General features: G+C 60.9%; 9 protein-coding genes. 8 read left to right on the forward strand and 1 reads right to left on the reverse strand.

The genetic code is table 11. The annotated features are described in order from the left end of the window. The first annotated feature begins 53 nt into the window (after positions 1-53). The 6 genes from EXW71_RS10255 (at position 54) to EXW71_RS10280 (ending at position 14,000) form a co-directional block, all read left to right on the forward strand. Positions 54-980, forward strand: a complete 927-nt coding sequence (locus EXW71_RS10255) for a cytochrome-c peroxidase (protein WP_134658930.1) — start codon at positions 54-56, stop codon at positions 978-980. Beyond that, positions 977-2,791 (forward strand): DAHL domain-containing protein, encoded by a 1,815-nt coding sequence (locus EXW71_RS10260; protein WP_134658395.1) that lies wholly within the window; start codon positions 977-979, stop codon positions 2,789-2,791. Before EXW71_RS10255 ends, EXW71_RS10260 begins: the two co-directional genes overlap by 4 nt. Next, on the forward strand, positions 2,788-4,167 hold the full coding sequence (locus EXW71_RS10265) for an ATP-binding protein (RefSeq protein WP_134658397.1): 1,380 nt from the start codon (positions 2,788-2,790) through the stop codon (positions 4,165-4,167). Before EXW71_RS10260 ends, EXW71_RS10265 begins: the two co-directional genes overlap by 4 nt. A 340-nt stretch (positions 4,168-4,507) precedes the next feature. Further along, positions 4,508-6,127 (forward strand): FMN-binding glutamate synthase family protein, encoded by a 1,620-nt coding sequence (locus EXW71_RS10270; RefSeq protein ID WP_123714762.1) that lies wholly within the window; start codon positions 4,508-4,510, stop codon positions 6,125-6,127. A gap of 164 nt (positions 6,128-6,291) precedes the next feature. After that, a complete protein-coding gene (locus EXW71_RS10275) occupies positions 6,292-7,422 on the forward strand; it encodes an OpgC family protein (protein WP_134658399.1) in 1,131 nt (376 codons plus the stop codon). 128 nt (positions 7,423-7,550) lie between these two features. After that, positions 7,551-14,000 carry an NEL-type E3 ubiquitin ligase domain-containing protein gene (locus EXW71_RS10280; protein ID WP_134658401.1) on the forward strand — a complete coding sequence of 2,150 codons (6,450 nt, stop codon included), beginning with the start codon at positions 7,551-7,553 and terminating at the stop codon, positions 13,998-14,000. A gap of 37 nt (positions 14,001-14,037) precedes the next feature. Here EXW71_RS10280 and EXW71_RS10285 read toward each other — a convergent pair whose 3' ends face one another. Continuing rightward, on the reverse strand, positions 14,038-15,456 hold the full coding sequence (locus tag EXW71_RS10285; protein WP_123714760.1) for an amino acid permease: 1,419 nt from the start codon (positions 15,454-15,456) through the stop codon (positions 14,038-14,040). 382 nt (positions 15,457-15,838) lie between these two features. Here EXW71_RS10285 and EXW71_RS10290 point away from each other — a divergent pair, with 382 nt between their 5' ends. After that, positions 15,839-18,922, forward strand: a complete 3,084-nt coding sequence (locus EXW71_RS10290; protein ID WP_134658403.1) for a transglycosylase domain-containing protein — start codon at positions 15,839-15,841, stop codon at positions 18,920-18,922. A gap of 130 nt (positions 18,923-19,052) precedes the next feature. After that, positions 19,053-19,991 (forward strand): tyrosinase family protein, encoded by a 939-nt coding sequence (locus tag EXW71_RS10295; RefSeq protein ID WP_123714758.1) that lies wholly within the window; start codon positions 19,053-19,055, stop codon positions 19,989-19,991. Positions 19,992-20,018: the final 27 nt, after the last annotated feature.

The following is a 20,018-nucleotide window of genomic DNA, read 5'->3' on the forward strand; positions in this document are numbered from 1 at the left end:
CTGCAAGGAGCGCTCGCTTGAGAGAAGTGTCAACCTATGGGTTTATCCTGACGATGTGGCTGGGCATGAGCGCGCCGTCATTGGCTGCGCTGCTGGACGAAGCGCTCAAACCGCTGCCGCCGGTACCCACCCTGGACCCGGCCAAAGTCGAGCTGGGCCGTCAGTTGTTCAACGAGCCACGCCTGTCGGGGAATAACACATTGTCCTGCGCCAGTTGCCATCGCCTGGAAACCGGAGGGGCCGATAACAAAGCGTTCTCCTCAGGCTCCGACGGCAAGCCGCTCACCATCAACACCCCGAGCGTGTTCAACGCCAGCCTGAACTTCAAGCAGTTCTGGAATGGCCGGGCGGATACCCTGGAAGCCCAGGTCGAACAAGTGGTCACCAGCCCGGTGGAAATGAGCAGCGATTGGAAAACCGTGGTGCAGAACCTGTCGGCCATGCCCCTCTACCAATCGGCCTTTACCCAGGCCTACCCCGATGGCATCACCGCCGCCAACGTGCAAAATGCCCTGGCCACTTATGAGCGGACGCTGCTCACCCCCAATTCGCGGTTTGATCAATACTTGCAGGGCAACACCGAACTGTTGACGATCCAGGAAAAGTACGGTTACCAGCGGTTCAAGGATTACGGCTGCATAGCCTGCCACCAGGGCGTGAATATCGGCGGCAATATGTTCCAGAAGTTCGGCGTGATGGGCGATTACTTCAAAGCCCGCGGCAACCCGGTCGAAGCGGACCTGGGCCGTTACCTCGTGACCAAGGATGAAGAGGATCGTTACGTGTTCAAGGTGCCCAGCCTGCGCAATGTTGCAGTCACCGCGCCGTACTTCCACGACGCCTCGGCCAAGACCCTGGAGGAAGCGGTCGATGTAATGTTCAAGTACCAACTGGGGCGCATTCCCTCCCAGGAAGATAAAGACCTGATCGTCCAGTTTCTCAAGACTCTGACCGGCCAATGGGCGGGCAAGCCACTATGACCCTGTCCCGCCGGCACGCCAGTACACTGTTGCTCGCCCTGATGACCCTGTTTCTGGCCTCGACGCTGCTGTTTCTGTACCTCAAGTCTTCCCGCGACCAGACGGCCACTTACACCCAGTCGCGGGACCTGATCCGGCACCTGCAGCAACTCAATGCCCAGTGGGACAGTGAGGTGCTCAAGGCCAGGATCTCGATTACCCGCAACTACGACCCACTGGTCGCACCTTTGCTGGAAATGACCCAGTTATGGGCCGATCTGAAAAGCCGTGATTCTTACCACGAATCCGCCGACCTGCCTGGTTGGCAAGCCAGCCAGCGGGCATACGAAGAAGCCGTCCAGGAAAAAGCCCGGCTGGTGGACCAGTTCAAATCCCACAACGCGGTGCTGCGTAACTCCCTCGCGTTCCTGCCGACCGCCGAAGACGATATCCAGGCCCAATTCAACCGCGTTGATGATGAAGGCAAGCTGCACCTGCAAAGCTTGGCCACCGACACCTACGACCTGCTGCTCAGCAGCCTGGAGTTCGCCCAGGTCACCAGCGATGATCGGGCTGCCGATATTCTGGTGGGCCTGGGCAAACTGGCGATCAACAAGGAAAACATGCCCATTGAGTTTCAGACGCCCGTCGACATCCTGAGCAATCATATTTCACTGATCCTGCGCGAGCAGCCGCTGGTCAATAGCTTGCTTGAGCACATTGCCGCAGTTCCCGTTGCCGAAAGCCTCGACCAACTGACCACCCATCTCGACCTGGACCAGCAGGCGGCTGACCGGGTCGATCATCAATACCATCGCTACCTGCTGATCTTCTCGACCTTGCTGGTGGTGATGCTGCTCTATCTGGCGGTGCGTCTGTTACGCAGTTTCGCCGAGGTCAACCGGGTCAACCGCGCCTTGCAGGCGGCCAACGAAACCCTGGAGCAACGCGTGGAACGGCGCACCCAGCAGCTCAAGGATGCCCAGAGCGAGCTGATGGACAGCGCCCGCCAGGCTGGCATGGCCGAAATCGCCACCAACGTGTTGCACAACGTCGGCAACGTGCTCAACAGCGTGAATATCTCCGCCGACCTGGTCACGCGCAAACTGCGCAGCAGCAAAGCCCAGGGCCTGGGCAAAGCCATGCAACTGATCAATCAGCATCCCCACGACCTGGGCACCTTCCTGAGCGAAGATGAAAAAGGCAAGTTGCTGCCCAGTTACTTGAACCAACTGGTGGACGCCATTGCCGTTGAACAGCAAGGCATGGCCGAGGAGCTGGCGCAACTGAGCAAAAGTGTCGATCACATCAAGGACATCGTTTCCACGCAGCAATCCTATGCCGGTGCCTCAAGCCTGCTGGAGCCGGTCGAGATCGGCACCTTGATGGAAGATGCCTTGCGCATGAACGCCGGTGCGCTCAGCCGTCACCACGTCACGGTGGTCAAGGACTTCGCGCCGGTGCCGCAGGTGCTCGGTGACAAACACCGGCTGTTGCTGATCATGGTCAACCTGATCAGCAACGCCAAGTACGCCATGTCCAACCTCAGTGACCGGCCACGGCAAATGACCCTCGCGGTCCGGCAGCAGGGTGATGACATGTTGGAGATCAGTGTAAAAGACGAAGGCGAAGGCATACCGGCCGAAAATATGACGCGCATCTTCACCCACGGCTTCACGACCCGCAAGGAAGGCCATGGTTTCGGCCTGCACAGTTGCGCCCTGGCCGCCGTCGAGATGAACGGCCAGCTCACTGCCCACAGCGATGGGCCAGGCAAAGGCGCAGTCTTTACCTTGAAAATTCCTCTCACCCCTGCCGGAAACCCCGCATGAACCAGCCTCCCAACCGGCGCATCCTGTTGATTGATGACACGCCGTCGATTCACGAAGATTTCCGCAAAATCCTGATGCCGCAGGAACAATCCAACCAGGCGCTGGATGACATGGAGTCGGCGTTGTTTGGCGAAACGAGCAAACCCCAGGCGCAGGCATTCGAGCTGCATTCGGCGTATGGCGGCGAAGAAGGCCTGGCGCTGCTGACAACGGCCATGGCGCAAGAGCGACCCTACGCACTGGCCTTTGTCGACATGCGCATGCCCCAGGGCTGGGACGGGGCAAAGACCATCGAAGAACTCTGGAAGGTCGCCCCCGGCCTGCAAGTGGTGGTATGCACGGCGTATTCGGATTATCCATGGGAAACGTTGCTGGAGCGCCTGCATGGCCATGACCGTTTGCTGATCCTGAAAAAGCCCTTCGACAACATCGAAGTCCAGCAGATGGCCAATACCCTGGCCAACAAATGGGACATGGCCCGACGCGCCTCGCTGCAAACCGCCCATCTGGAACAGTTGGTGGAACAACGCACCCAGGCACTGCAAGTGGAAATCGCCGAGCGCAAGCTCCTGGAAAGCCAGTTGGTGCAGTCGGAAAAACTCGCGTCGCTGGGGCAACTCGCGGCCGGCGTGGCCCATGAGATCAACAACCCGGTGGGCTTTATCTCCTCCAACCTCAGCACACTCGACAGCTACTTCAACCAATTGCAACAGATGCTGGATGCCTACCAACACGCCGAAAGCCATCTGCCGCCGGGGGAACCACTGGAACAACTGAGGGCATTACGCACGAAGCTGGAGCTGGACTTTCTCAAAGAAGACGTGCCCATCCTGATCCGGGAGTCCAAGGACGGCATTGGCCGCGTGGTACAGATCGTCAAGGACCTGAAAAACTTTTCCCGGGTGGATACCGATCAGACCTGGCAATTCGCCAACCTGCAACAAGGCATCGATTCCACGTTGAACATCGTCGCCAGTGAGCTCAAATACAAGGCCGACGTGGTCAAGCATTACGCGCCCTTGCCGGACATCGAATGCCTGGCCTCGCAGCTCAATCAGGTGGTGATGAACCTGGTGGTCAACGCGGCGCAAGCCATGGGGCCGGAGCGCGGCACCATTACCATCAGCAATGGCGTGGAGGGCGAGAACATCTGGCTGGAAGTCGCAGACAACGGCTGTGGAATTCCCCCGGAGACCGTGCAGAAAATCTTCGACCCGTTCTTTACCACCAAGCCGGTGGGCGAAGGCACAGGGCTGGGGTTGTCACTGTCCTACGGCATTATCAAGAAACACCGGGGCAATATCTCCGTCAGCAGCGAAGTGGGCAAGGGTACGACGTTCCGGGTAGTGCTGCCGATCCGGCAGACGGCGGCATAGCGATTCCCGTGGCGAGGGAGCTTGCTCCCGCTGGACTGCGTAGCAGGCCCGGTCTTCTAAAACCAAATGCTGGGGGCCGCTTCGCGGCCCAGCGGGAGCAAGCTCCCTCGCCACAATGACGATGCGTCTCCTGACTGACGGGCATCAGGGCCTGCTATTTGATGCCCGGCGGTTGCTCCAGCAAGGAGATCGCTCGTAAGCTTCAAGGCTCTGTAAACCGTGAAAGTCCATAAGAAATACCCGTACAGCACACTGGGGAGCCAATCCCAGCGCAGCTGTGCTCGATTTTTCTTCAGGCGCAAAACGCCTGGCCGATGAGTCCGAACCCAAGGAACCCCGTATGAGCCTGTCGTTACTAAGCCGTTACGCCTTCTTTGCCGTGTGCGTCATTTTCACCCTCGCCAGCCTCCCTTTTATCGAGCACGAAGGGTTGTGGCCGTTTACCGTGGTTACGGGTGTATTGAGCCTGATCGGTATTTTCGACCTGCTGCAAAGCCCCCACGCCGTGCGCCGCAACTACCCGATCCTGGGCAACATCCGTTATCTGGTGGAAACCATCCGCCCGGAAATACGCCAGTACCTGCTGGAATCCGACAGTGACGCCCTGCCCTTCTCCCGGGCCCAGCGTTCGCTGGTGTACTCGCGCGCCAAGAATGAAACCTCCGACAAACCCTTCGGCACCCTGATCGATGTGTACCAGTCGGGCTTTGAATTCATCGGCCACTCCATGCGCCCGGCTCCGCTGAGCGATCCCAGCGCGTTCCGCGTGATGGTCGGCGGCCCTCAGTGCACGCAGCCCTATTCGGCATCGGTGTTCAATATCTCGGCGATGAGTTTCGGGTCCCTGAGTGCCAACGCGATCCGTGCCCTCAACCAGGGCGCCAAGCTCGGCAACTTCGCCCATGACACCGGTGAAGGCAGCATCAGCCCCTATCACCGTGAGCACGGCGGCGACCTGACCTGGGAACTGGGCAGCGGCTACTTCGGTTGCCGCACCAGCGACGGCCGCTTTGACCCGGAGCGCTTCGCCGCGCAGGCGCAGAACCCGCAAGTGCGCATGATCGAAATCAAGATGAGCCAGGGCGCCAAGCCCGGCCATGGCGGGATTCTGCCCAAGCACAAGGTGACAAAAGAAATTGCCGAGACGCGCGGCATCATGATGGGCGAGGACTGCATCTCACCCTCGCGCCACAGCGCCTTCTCTACGCCCATCGAAATGATGCATTTCATCGCCCAGCTGCGTGAACTGTCTGGCGGCAAACCCGTGGGCTTCAAGTTTTGCCTGGGCCACCCATGGGAGTTCATGGGCATCGCCAAGGCCATGCTCGAAACCGGCATTCTCCCGGACTTCATCGTGGTCGACGGCAAGGAGGGCGGCACGGGCGCCGCACCGGTGGAGTTCACCGACCATATCGGCGTGCCGCTGCGTGAAGGCCTGCTATTCGTGCATAACACCCTGGTGGGCCTGAACCTGCGCGACAAGATCAAGCTCGGTGCCAGCGGCAAGATCGTCAGCGCGTTCGATATTGCCAGCGTGCTGGCCATCGGCGCCGATTGGGCCAACTCGGCGCGTGGCTTCATGTTCGCCATCGGCTGCATCCAGTCGCAAAGTTGCCATACCAACAAATGCCCGACCGGCGTCGCCACCCAGGACCCGCTGCGCCAGCGTGCATTGGTGGTGCCGGACAAGGCCCAGCGCGTGTTCAACTTCCACCGCAGCACCCTCAAGGCCCTGGCGGAGATGCTCGCGGCCGCGGGTCTCGAACACCCTTCGCAACTGTCGGCCAAGCACCTGGTGCGCCGCATGTCAGCGACTGAAATCAAGCTGTTCTCGCAGTTGCATGTGTTTCTCAAGCCTGGGGAGCTGCTGACGGGTGAGGTGAACGGCGAGTTCTATTCACGGATGTGGCAGATGGCACGGGCAGACAGTTTCGAGCCCCACGAAGTCGAAGCCGCATAACCTCCTGAAGCCTGCCCGAGACCGGGCAGGCTTTACATTCAGTAATACCCCTCCTTTGCAATTCCTTACAAATATCGCCACCCTGCGCCCGCCCGACGTGCGGCGTACGACAACACGCGCATTCGCCTGTCTTCACTAAACCTATTGTTCAAGAGCCCGCTGCCATGCTGAACGGACGCGACCCGCGCATCGATTTTTTTCGGGGCCTGGCGTTGATCTTCATTTTCTGGGATCACGTCCCCCACAACCCACTCGGCCAGATCACCTTGCGCAACATCGGCTTCAGCGACGCAGCGGAAATGTTTGTGTTCCTGGCCGGCTACGCCGCCGTATTGGCCTACGGCAAGATCCTGCAACGCGATGGTTACTGGTTTGCCTCGCTGAAAATCCTGCGCCGAGCCTGGGTGCTGTATGTGGTGCATATTTTCTTGCTGGCAATGCTGATGGGCATCGTGTTCTTCGCCAACAGTCATGTGGAAACCCGCGACCTGGTCCAGGAGATGGGCCTGACGCATTTCATCACCCATCCGCAACAGGCACTGACCGACGAGCTGCTGCTGCGCTTCAAACCCAACCTGATGGACCCCTTGCCGTTGTACATCGTGCTGTTGGCAGGCCTGCCGCTGGTCCTGCCGCTGATGCTGCGCCGAACCTGGGCCGTAGTGGGCCTGTCGGCCACGGTGTACCTGCTGGCGCCGTGGATGGGCTGGAACCTGCGGGCTATTGCAGACGGGGTGTGGTATTTCAACCCGGTAACCTGGCAGTTCCTCTTCGTACTGGGCGGCGCGGCGGCGCTTTACAGCCAAGGGCCGCGACCCAATCACGTCCGACCGCTGTTGCATCAGCCCGTATTTCTGGTGGCGGCGTCGTACGTGCTGCTGGCGGGCGTTCTGACCGTGTCCTGGCGCTGGCCCCAGGTGCACGATGCCTGGATGCCTTCAGCCCTCAGCGAACTGATCTACCCCATCAGCAAGACCGACCTGTCACCCGTGCGTCTGGTGCATTTCCTGGCCCTGGCCTATGTGACCGCCAAGCTGCTCCCCACGGCCGGCTGGACGCGCAATTGGCCGGCCGAACAGGTTTGTCGCATGGGGCGTTATTCCCTCGAAGTGTTTTGCCTCGGCGTTTTGCTGGCGCCGTTGGCAGACATGCTCAACGCACTCACGGGCGACACGCTGATCATGCAACTGCTGACCGCCATCATCGGCATGCTGCTGATGGGAGGTCTGGCCGCCTGGATGGAATTCAACAAGCGCCTGGATCAACGGCCGCTCACCCAGGCCCGCGCAGCGTAGCCCGCTTCCAGCCGTTCGCGCTTTGCTGCGGGTGGTCCCGCGGACCGCGCACCCTATATAGGTAGCCCCGGCGAACGGCACGGGAATGCTTCCATTGGCCTTCCACTTAACAGTGAAAGGAAATGGCGATGCCAACCCATCAACCGCTCAATGCATTGTCGGGCGACCTGCAATCCGGCGAATCCTGGGCTCGCCAAGAAGCCCTGGAAATGCTCCGCGAAACCTTCGCACGCTCCATGGCCAGCTTGAGTCATGAGCAACAACGCGACTACGTCAGGCTGCAGCGCGAAACCCACAAGGCCCTGCTGGCTGTGGATACGCAAAACGCTGCACTGATCAGCGAATTCAAGGTTCGCGGCCTGGCCCAGTTGCGCAACCGGATCGGCGGCCAAGACCCTGAGAAGGCCTACTTACATACTCGCTATATGGAGGAGTTGGTGGCTCCCCTTCCGTGGGAACCCCGCACCAGTGCAATGAACAATGCACCAGGTGCACGCCGCTTTCGCCGGGCCTACGATACGTGGAAATACCGCGCCCACCATTCCACCCTGTCGCTGTGGGATGCCGCCTGTCTCAACTTTGATTTCACCACCGGCAATTCGCCAAAGGCCGGGCAAACCTTTGTTGATGCATCGTCTCTGAGTGGCGTGTATGACCCGAACCTGACCGTCGAGAAATTCATCCAGATCAGCCGCGACCTCGACCTCGGCGGCCAACTGCAAACCACACTCGACAAGGCCCTGCGCAAGGGCGGAAAACTGCGGACGTTGCTGCAGGCCAGCACCCGCGCAAGCCTGTCGTTCGAAGCCCTGGAGGCGTACCGCAACCGCGCCATCACCGGTGTGACCCGTGAGCTCTACGACAAGCTGACCCAAGCCATTGACGGCAGCGGCCCGGCGCTTGAATTCGAGACCTTCGGCATGCACACCGGTGAAACTGTTTCATTACCCTTGCTGATCATTCGTGTGTCCAGTCTGGGCGTCATATCCTATTTTCCGTTTCGACCCGACGGCGCATTACGTTTTCACACGGATGCCAGTAATGCCAAACAGACTTTTACGCAGCAACTCAAGGACAGCCATCGCAAGGGCGACCTGGGCTGGTTCGCACGGCAATTGCCCACATCCGAACTTCGCGGATTCCAGGCGCTGCTCAAGGATGAACCGCGCCCACCCGGTCTCAGCCCAGTGGCGGGGTTTCTGTATGACACCTTTCATCGTCTGTTCCCCGAACGTACCTTAGATAGCCTGCGCTTTACGGCTGACCCCAAGCAAAACCGCAAACACACCTTGGTTGAAGCTATCACCCTCCGCCAGGTGAAACGCTACCAGGCCAACCTTTCGACCCTTGCCACCAGCCGCTCGGAACGCGACCTTCAAGCAGTGATCGATGGGGCGGCGGCAATTGCCGATGAAATCCTGGAACTGCTGCTGACCCCGGTGCCTGGAGGCGTCAGCGGGTTGAATCGGATCATGCAGGTAGTGGTATTCGGCAGCCTGGCCTACAGCCTGATCACCGGCATCAACGAAGCGGCTAAAGGCGAAGCCAGCAACTTTGCGGCGGCACTGGGCGACGCGGCCGACCTCGCGGTCAACGGCTTGTTGATCAACACCGCCGGGCGTGTGCACCAACAGCGCCTGGAGCAATTGATCCAGCGACTGGGCCAGCCACGCAAAGTCATGCGCAGCGACAATACCTATGAACTGTGGACACCCGATATCCGCCCTTACGCCGTACCTGACCAGAACATCCTCAATGGCCAGCTCATCAGCTCACAAGGCACTTATGGGATCAATGGTCATCAGTACGCCTGGCTCAAGCAGAACGGGCAACAGCAAGTGGTGGAAGTCAACTATGACGCTCGGGCCATGCGCTGGAAAATCAAGCATGGCGACGGCAATGGCTACGCCCCGACGATCGTCTTCGAGCCGACGCAACAGGTGTGGGTACTGGACCTGCAAGATGCCCATACGCTCTCGGACAGCCAATTGATCAAGCGCATGCTGCCCAACGGGGCTGATGCGCTGACCAATGCCGACGTGCACACGCTGCTGCGCAGCACTTCGACTACGCGCGCCGTCCTGGACAGCGTGTGGTCGGGCAACCCTGCCCCCATCAACCTGACCGAAGGCGTACGTCGCCTGCAGGCGGACCAGTTGATCAATCAACTGATCAACCACTTTCACCGGCGCGGCCACATGCCGCCTTATGCCGACAGCCTCGTGCTGTGCCTGCTGACCCAACTGCCGCAGTGGCCGGCGCAGGTACTGATCGACGTGTACGACCCTCCCGGCACACTGCTCGAAACCTACGCCAAAAGCGACCCTCCGCCTGCCACGTCACAGCGCATTAGCCTTACGCGAAGCGATGATGGCACCTACGGCACCTCGGCCGACACAAGCGCCGCCGCGACCCAGGAGCATTTATTTGAATTGATCCTGCGTGAGCAACCCGCCGCCTCGACGCTGGGCAAAGAGGGCAGCAGCACCGTCACCGAAGCCCAGCGCATCGCGCGGATACGCCTGCAGGTCAGTGAACTGGCGCAGGCCCGGCGCGTCGACCTGTTCAGTGCCCTGTCACGCTACGCCGGCTTCGCCCGTCATGAGGTCGCAGCCACCGATACCGCCAGGGTGTTCGTGCCGGTCAAGGCCGCGCCCTCGCAGGTGGAGGTCACAACGGTGTTGAAACGGCTGCGTGAAATTTACCCACCATTGACCCCGGCCAACCTTGATCAACTGCTACGCGCCAAGCATTTCAACAGCACCGAACGAGCGCAGTTTCTGCAGGATGGCACCCTGCCCAATGTGCTGCGTGAACACCTGGAAAACCACCGCACTGCCCTGCGGATCGACGCCGCGATCGATGGTCTTTACCACGCCAGGGCCTTTAATGCGGACACCGATCTATGGGCGCGAGAGTTTGCCTCGAGCCTGATCCGCAACACACTCAAGCGCCACTTTGTGATTACCGAGAGACACGACGCTCCTTATGTCACCAGCGGCCCTGACGACACGACCGTGGAGTTGCGGCACCACGGCAACGGTCACTACCAGGCATACGACATGCGCAATGGGGGCCTGATCCAGGTGTCGCCGATAGTCGACAGCTTCTACCTGGCGATCGGCTCGGTGCTGCAACCCCACGAACGGCTGAAACTGGGCATGACCTCAGACACCGATGCCCAGGGCCTGCGCAACACCCTCGGCGACCTGATGAGCGCACAACGCAGCCCCAGCGGCTATATCACCCTGCTCGATCAGTCATTGGGCCAGTACGCGCAAAGCGTGGTACTGCCAGCCAACCTGGTAGCCAACGCCCTGGGCCTGTACGAACTCGACGGGCAACATCTGGTGCCCCTGTATGGCTCGCTGTACCCCGTAACCTATGACAACAACCGGCTCAAATGGCGGCTCAGGCACCCGAAAAAAGTCGGTGTCGACACCCCCTACCTGGAGCACAATCGTCGCGGCGCCTGGCGGCTGTCCAGTGAAAACCCGCTGTCGTGGGACGACCATTACCTGCTCTATCGCCTCGGTGGCGAGGACTTCAACGTCGACAAACCCACCGCGCAACACATCCTCAAGCTCACCGGCACCCCAGCGCGGGCCCTGCGCGAAGTGCACAGTGCCGGCCTCGCCCCGCCCCCGTTGCTGGCCGATACCAGCAAGCGCTTTCGCATCGATCGCGAGATCCTGCACTTCATCCGCGCCATGACCACCTACACGGCCAACCGCAGTGCGCGGGCTTCGCTGCAATTGCTGTTGGTCAGCGCCTTACCGGGATGGCCGCGCAGCCATGCCCTGGAAGTCGTCGACAGCCACGGTAAGGTGCTCGGACAGTACCCGCGCCAGCTCAACCACGACGTCGAGAAAGTCCGTCTCTCCGAGGCCGACAGTCACGGCCCCGAGCCGCTGAAAAATATCGTGTTGAACAACGCCTTGATCGAGGCGCTGCTGGGCGAGAGGCCGGCCACCCAGCAGGAAGGCCTGTTCAAACTGGCGAAGAAAATCGCCGAGCATGCTCATCAGGAACGCGCTCAGCTATTCGATATTCTCTACCGCCAGAGCGAACAGAGCGCCACGCGTCTGGAAAAACGTTTGCAGAACCATCACCCGGCCCTGCCCGCCAGCGCGGCCAAGGCGATTCTGGAGCGCGCCAGCCCCAAGGAACGCAAACGGTTGCACGACCATGACGAGGTCGGCCTGCGCCTGGCCGAACAGGCGCGCCTGACCGCCAATGATGTGCGCCTGAACCGTGCCTACGAGGGCCTGTACCTCACCACCCTGGCCAACCCCGACAGCGAAAAAATCATCCTGCATTTACTCAAAACCGTATCCGGCTGGCCGACGGCACTGCGCCTGGATATCCACGCGGGCAAGCCCGAAGGGCGCCTGCTGGAGCATGCGGGGAACCTCGCCGGCAGTGATCATCGGGTTCTGGTCAAGATGGACAATGGCTATCGGGCCTACGACAACATGGGCCAGCCGCTCGGTGAAACCACCGATCTGCTCGGCAGTGTCGCCGACCTGCTTACCGAAACCGAGCGCCAGGCCCTGGGCGTTGACGACAGTGGAGACCTCACCCCGCTGCGGCATCGAATCGCCGACCTGGCGTTGGGCCAACGTGTGGCGATCAAGGCCCTGCTCGATCTGCCGCATCTCCCGTACTGGTTGCAGCCGCCGATGGCGGTCAACAGTTCATTCACCGCCTACCCATTTACCTTGAGTGACCTATGGCCCTTCCATGCCCACCAACCGGTGGATCTGGTGAGCAAGGTTCGCGAAATCTATACCAGTTTCAACGTGGCCAGGGCCCACGCCCTGATCGATAATCTGGGCATGAGCGAACCCGCCGCGCTGATCGAGCTGGAGCGCCGCAAGGCCGAATACCAGGCCATGGATTACGGCCTCACCCGCTGGGCGGAGTCCCCTCACGCCAACGACGACCCCGTCACCGACCCACTAGGCATGAACTTAGGCCAACGCCGCTATCTGGCCGAACAGATTCGCCAGGCCTGGCGCCAGGAAACCCGTGCAGCGTATGTCAACGGTATGTTCGACGTGCACGTGCTCAAGCTGCAACTGGGTGACAACGACTTGCCCGATCCCGACTTTATCTTCGGCACTCAAGGCTTTGCACATATCGAATATCTGCACATTGCCGGCGATTCGTTCCCGGCGACCGGCAATCCATTTCTGAGCAAGTTCAGCCACCTCAAGTATCTGAAACTCGACTGCACGCTGACTGAACTGCCCTCCAACCTCTCCACGATGACGCAGTTGGAAAGCCTGCATCTGTCAGACAACAGTATCGTGCTGACCGAGCAATCCATGCAGTACCTGGCCGCTCTGACTCATCTTGAAGAACTGCACCTGGATAACAACCCGCTTGGCCTGGCACCGGATATCACCACGATGACGAGGCTGAAGGTTCTGTCGCTGCGCAATACCGGCCTCACCCAATGGCCGACGGGTGCCGAAACCCGTACCGACCTGAGCATGTTGATGCTCCAGGAAAATAGCATTACCACGCTACCCGACGCGTTGTTCGACACCACGATGGTCAACACCAATCGAAATACCCTGTTGCACGACAACCCATTGGACGCCGATACGCTAAGCCGGTTACAGGACTACTACACCCAGACCGGCGTGCGGCTGGGCGGCACATTGCCGGGCATCCGGCATCAACAGAGCGTGCCGGACGGCTTGAACGATTGGCTCACCGGCATCTCACCTGCCGAACAGCCGGCCAGCAAAAAACTGTGGATCGCGCTGAAGAACAACGAGGGCGCGCGCTCCGACGATGCGTTTCGCGTATTGAGTGACCTGACCAAGTCGTATGCGTATGTGAAGAATGAGGCCTCGAAAAAAGCCCTGACTCAACGGGTGTGGCACCTGTTGAACGCTATGGGCGAGTCCACCGAGTTACGCAACGACGTATTCCTCAACACTTACCTGGCGGGAACCTGTGGCGACGGGGCGATTCTGGCCTTTATCGATATGGAGATTCGCCACCTGCGCTACATGGCCAAGGCGCAACCGAGCAGTGCCATGGCCGACCGCGAACTGCTGGCCTTGGCGCAAAGCCTGTTCTACCTGCGCGCACTCGACCAGTTCGCCGAAGACCACCTGAAAACCTTGTACCAGGCCGGAGTCGAGCCTGACGATGCCGAGGTCAAGTTGTACTTGCGCATGAGCCTGGCAAAGGACTTCAGCCTGCCGGTGCATCAGGAGGAGTTGTTGTATTCGGCACGGGAGTGGGTCAAGCCCAGAGATATTGCCGCCGCCCGGCAAAAGCTGCAGGACATCGGCAAGACCGACGCACCGCAAACCTCGTTACTGCAAGAAGACTTCTGGCTCGAGTACCTGGCCCGCAGCTATCCGGAGCCTTTCAGCACCATTGACACAGTCACCCGGCAGCAGGTGAATGCGTTGAACCAGGAAGTGAAGGACAAACGCTCCGACACCTACCTGGATAGACGTCAGTCGATTACCGACCAGGAAATTGCCGAACGTGAACGAGTGGTCCGTCAGCTGACCCAAGCGGCACAACTGGCCAACCAAAGACGCAGCTAAACCCAGGGGAGCGAGCGAAGTCGCTCCCCAAACCCCGCTAAGCAGAGCGTGGCACACCCTCACCCGCGTCAGCCGGCTTCAATTTGAAGACATAGAACACCACCGTCAGCAGTACCAGGAACACCGGCCCCACATACAGCGCCACGCGGGTGTCCGGGAAGTACGCCATCAACCCCACCACCAACACCAGGAACGCCAGCGCCAGGTACGAACTGACCGGGTACAACCACATGCGGTACTTCAACCCGGCCTGTTCGGCAGCGCTCAGGCTTTTACGGAATTTCAGCTGGGCCAGCAGGATCATCAGCCAGGTCCAGATCGCGCCAAAGGTGGCGATGGAGGTTACCCAGACAAAGACTTTCTCCGGCACCAGGTAGTTGAGCAACACACCCAGCAGCAGCGCGAAGATCGACAACAGCAAGGCGCGACGCGGCACGCCGTTGTTCGAGGTCTTGGCGAAGGTCGCCGGGGCCTGGCCGTTCTGCGCCAGGCTGTAAAGCATGCGCCCGGTGCTGAAGATACCGCCGTTGCAGGACGACAAGGCCGCGGTGATCACCACAAAGTTGATGATGCCGGCGGCGGTCTTGATACCCAGGCGTTCGAAGGTCATCACAAACGGGCTGCCCTGGGTGCCGATGGCATTCCACGGGTAGATCGACAGAATCACGAACAGCGCCCCCACATAGAACAACAGGATGCGCCAGAACACCGAGCCGATTGCGCTGGGAATGGTCTTCTGCGGGTTCTTCGCTTCACCGGCGGTCAAGCCGATCATCTCCACGCCCAGGTAAGCGAACATGACCATTTGCAAGGACATCAACACGCCCTGCACGCCGTTGGGCATGAAACCGCCATGGGCCCACAGGTTGGATATGCCCAGGGCCACGCCATCGTTGCCGAAACCGAACGCTATGATGCCGACGCCGCCGATGACCATCGCAATGATCGTGACGATCTTGATCAGAGCAAACCAGAACTCGAACTCACCAAACGCCTTGACCGCGATCAGGTTGATGCTGCCCATGCTGATCAGCGCCGCCAGGGCCCAGATCCAGCGGGGCGTATCGGGGAACCACACGCCCATGTACACCGCCACCGCGGTGATCTCCGCGACGCAGGTCACCAGCCACAGGAACCAGTAGTTCCAGCCGGTCAGAAAGCCCGCCAGCGGGCCGAGATAATCCTGTGCGTAACGGCTGAACGAGCCGGCGACCGGGTTGTGCACGGCCATCTCGCCGAGGGCGCGCATGATCACCAGGATCGCCAGGCCGCCGATGATGTACGACAGCATGATCGCCGGCCCCGCCATTTCAATGGCCTTGGCCGAACCCAGGAACAGGCCGACACCGATACAGGCGCCGAGCGCCATCAAGCGAATATGCCGCTCACCGAGTTCGCGTTTGAGCGGGCCGCCTTGAGCGGTCTCGCCATGGGGCAGGTGGTTGCCGACTGGCATAGGGATACAACCTCATCTTGTTATTGGATGGACCGCCGCGCTCCACACGCCCTGCCGGTCAGGCCAGGCGTGAATCGAAACCGGGGCCATCTCATGAACAGCCCCGCCTTGCGACGCAAGGACGATGGGGCCTGCAGTATAAAAAGCCTCGACCAGTGCCTTTCACTGTAAAAGCCAGGCAATTTAGTGGAAGTGCCCACCATAACGGCATTTTACGGGTGCATATGACCTGCACCCGGCGACTAATCGTCGCAGTCAACGCCGGTCTCCCGAGGCAGATTCAGAAGTCTCCCACGCAAAAAACACAATTTCCTCACGCCGAGCCCACACCGTCTAAGCTTCAAGCAAGTCCGATCAATCTGCGTGAATGGATCAATCGACTATGGGCGCACTGTGGCAAACCGAATCGACCAAGGCTGCGAAACTACAAGGCAGTTCGGAACCAGCGCCTTTACCCGAAAATAAACCCAGGCCCCGCTACGGGCGTCGTCTGTTCTGGCTGATCGTGCTGATGGCCTTGGTGGCCCTGGGCTTTGCCGCCGCCAGAGAGATGCGCACGTCGCGCCTGCAAGCCGAGCAATTAAGCAGCCTGGCCAGCCAACTGACTTACCGGATGGCCGACGGCCCCAGCGATGCCATCGTGTACCCGGGGCCGGGACCGTTTGACCGACGCCTGGGCTACAGCGACCTCGACGACTTCCTGGCCCGCCTGCTCAAACGTGGTTACGTAGTGCAGTCCCAGACGCGCTTTTCACCCCAATTGATGGATTACACCCACAAGGGACTGTTCGTGCCCTACGCGGAAAAGATCCAGGCCGGTTTGTCACTCACCGATTGCCAGGCTCTGCCGCTGTACCAATACACCTACCCACAACAGCTCTACGCCAGCTTCGCGGCCATTCCGCCGCTGGTGGTCAACAGCCTGTTGTTTATCGAGAACCGCGACCTGCTCGACCCTGCCGCCCCCCAGGCCAACCCTGCGGTCGACTGGCCGCGCTTTGCCAAAGCGGCATGGTCGCAAGTGGCCAAGACCCTGCACCTCCCCGGGCAGAGCGCCGGCGGCAGCACCCTGGCGACCCAGTTGGAAAAGTACCGGCACTCCCCCGATGGCCTGACACTTTCCGGCATGGAAAAACTGCGGCAGATGTTTTCCGCCGGGGTGCGGGCTTATCAGGCAGGGCCTGACACCGCCATCGCACGGCAGAATATCGTGCGCGACTACCTCAACAGCGTGCCGCTATCGGCCGTGCCCGGGCATGGTGAAGTACACGGCATGGCCGAAGGTCTGCGGGTGTGGTTCGGTGCCGATTTCAACCAGGTCAACCAGGCGCTGAGGGGCAACGACCTGGCAGCAAAAGCGCAGGCATTGCGCGAGGTACTGGCGCTGATCATCGCCCAGCGCCGCCCTTCACATTACCTGGTCAAGGGCCGGGACGAACTGGCGCAATTGACCGACAGCCACCTGCGCCTGCTGGCCCAGAATGGCGTGATCGATGGCGCATTGCTCAACGCCGCCCTCACCGCGCAGATCAGCTACCGCGACTGGGTGCAGCAACCCACCGTGCAACCGATCGAAACCAACAAGGGCATCAGCGTCGCGCGCAGCCGGGTTGCCGCGCTACTCAACCGCCCGCTGTACGACCTCGACCGTCTCGACCTGTCCGCCACCAGCACCTTGCAGGGCCAGTTGCAAACCCAGGTCAGCGACTATCTCAAGCGCCTCGCCGACCCGGATTACGCGCGCCAGATCGGCCTGCTCGGCGAACGCCTGCTGACCCCGGCCAGCACTCCGCAGGTGCGCTACAGCTTCACCCTGTTTGAACTGACATCCGACGGCTCACGCGTGCGGGTGCAGACCGACAACACCGATCAACCCTTCGACATCAACGAAGGCAGCAAACTGGAACTGGGCTCCACCGCCAAGCTGCGGGTGCTGACCACCTACCTGCAAATCATCACCGAGTTGCACGACCAATACGGCGCCCTTACCCCGGCCGCGCTGAAGAAAGTCGAGGTGAACGAGCAGGACCGCCTGAGCCGCTGGGCCGTCGACTATCTGAGCCAGACCCCGGACAAAAGCCTGGCGAAAATGCTCGACGCCGCGCTGGACCGCACCTACTCGGCCAACCCCGCCGAAGGATTCTTTACCGGTGGCGGCATGCACCACTTTCATAATTTTCGCAGCCAGGACAATGGCCGCAGCCCGACCCTGCGCGATGCCCTGCGTGAGTCGATCAACCTGCCGTTCATTCGTCTGATGCGTGACGTGGTGCGCTACACCACTTACGCCGGGCCCAACAACAGCGCGCAACTGCTCAAGGACGACAACGACCCGCGGCGCCAGGAATACCTGGCCAAATTCGCCGACCGCGAGGGCACCGCGTTCCTGCTGCGCTTCTGGAAGAAGTACCAGAAGAAAGACACCCAGGCGCGCCTCGACACCTTCCTCGACAGCATCCGCCCGACGCCGATCCGCCTGGCGGCGGTGCATCGCTACCTGTTGCCCGACGCGAGCCAGGACAGCTTCAATCGCTTCGTGCGCTCGCACCTGGCAGGGACCAAAGATGTCGGCAAGCTCAGTGATGAACGCCTGGCCAAGCTCTATCAAGACTACCGTCCCGGCAGCTATGACTTGCCCGACCAGGGCTTTATCGCCAAGGTCCATCCGTTGGACCTGTGGCTGCTCGGCTACCTGCTCAACCACCCCGACGCGACCTTCGGCGAAGCGGTGAAGGCCAGCCAGTTCGAGCGCCAGGAAGTCTACAGTTGGCTGTTCAAGAGCCGCCACCAAAGCGCGCGCGACAGCCGTATCCGCACCATGCTCGAGATCGAAGCGTTCCTCGATATCCACCAGCGCTGGCAAGCCGTGGGTTACCCGTTCGATCATCTGGTACCGTCCCTGGCCACCGCCATCGGCAGCTCCGGCGACCGCCCGGCGGCATTGGCCGAATTGATGGGTATCATCCTCAACGGTGGTGTGCGCTCCAAAGTGCTGCGCATCGACAGCCTGCATTTCGCCGCCGACACCCCGTACGAAACCCGTGTGATCAACGACCCGGCCCCCGGCAAACGCGTGATGCCGGTAGAAGTCGCCGACGCCCTGCGCGGCGCCTTGTCCCAAGTGGTGGATGCCGGCACCGCCAAGCGCGTCTCCGGCAGCTTCAAACTGGCCGACGGCACGCCACTGGCCATGGGCGGCAAAACCGGCACCGGCGACAATCGCATCGAAGCCATCGGTGCCGGCGGGCGCGTGATCAGCTCCAAGTCGATCAACCGCACCGCGACCTTTGTGTTCTACCTGGGCGACAGCCATTTCGGCACCCTGACCGCCTTCGTCCCAGGCCGCTCGGCGGAACACTTCACCTTCACCTCCGCCCTGCCGGTGCAAGTCCTCAAAGGCATGGCCCCGATCCTGATGCCCTACCTGCAACCGGGTGGGCACACCCAATGCACGCCCGCCCTCTGAGTGAAAGTCGCGGCAGGCCTACCGCCCTCGTCTTAACCCTCTCACCTCCACCGCCGCCTTTTTTGATAGACCCCGCACAACCGCGTTTCCTAAAGTCTGGAAACCTCTGAACCTATGGAAACTCAAGCATATGGACATCCGCATCAACCACCGCCACATGACCCGCGAACAGAAAAATGCCTTCATCGCCGCCATCCTGCACCTGAAAAACAACGTCGACAGCGTGCTGCGCCCCGGTCATCAAAGCCGCTACGACGACTTCGTCCAAGTGCACAAGAACGCCATGGGCGGGCCGCAGCAGTTCGCGCCCATGCCGCATCGCACGCCGTTGTTTTTTCCCTGGCACCGCGTGTTCCTGCGCCAGTTCGAACTGGCGCTGCAAGCGGCGGCGAATGACAACACCATTACCCTGCCTTTCTGGGACTGGTCCCTTGCGGGACCCAACGATCCGTTCACCCCAGCCTTCATGGGCGGCAATGGCGACAGCGACCAGAACAACCACGTCACCTCCGGCCCGTTTGCCTATCGGGGGGGAAATTTTGCAATACGCATCTGGGACCTGGACCTCGGCGACCCCGGTCTGCGCCGTGAATTCGGCGCCGGCGACGGTGCGCATTTGCCCACTGCCGATCAAGTGCTCACCGCGCTGACCAAGGTGCCTTACAACCCCGGCCCGGAGAGTTGGGTGAATTTTGCCGAGGGCATATTGCATGACCCGGTACACCGCTGGATCGGCGGCAATATGTCGTTCCCCACCTCACCCAATGACCCGATCTTCTTCCTGCATCACTGCCACCTCGATCTGCTGTGGGAACGCTGGAAACGCCAGCACCCCAACACGGCGCCCTACTTGCCCGTTGCGGGCCAGCCTGGCTACAACCTCGACTCCAGGCTGGTGTTCAACGCCGAAGGGTTTCCCGCGCCGTGGGCCGGCAGTTGGAGGGTGGGACAAGTGATCGCCAGCGAAGACCTGGATTACACCTACGGCCTGTTCACCGCCGTGCCGTCCACTTGTCCGTCACTGCCCCCGGCCTGCGCCGTACCGGTGGAGAACGCCGAACCGGCCTAACTATCTAACTCCCGCCACGCGGGTGGC

It is taken from the genome of Pseudomonas sp. BCA17, assembly GCF_004519405.1.
Classification (GTDB): domain Bacteria; phylum Pseudomonadota; class Gammaproteobacteria; order Pseudomonadales; family Pseudomonadaceae; genus Aquipseudomonas.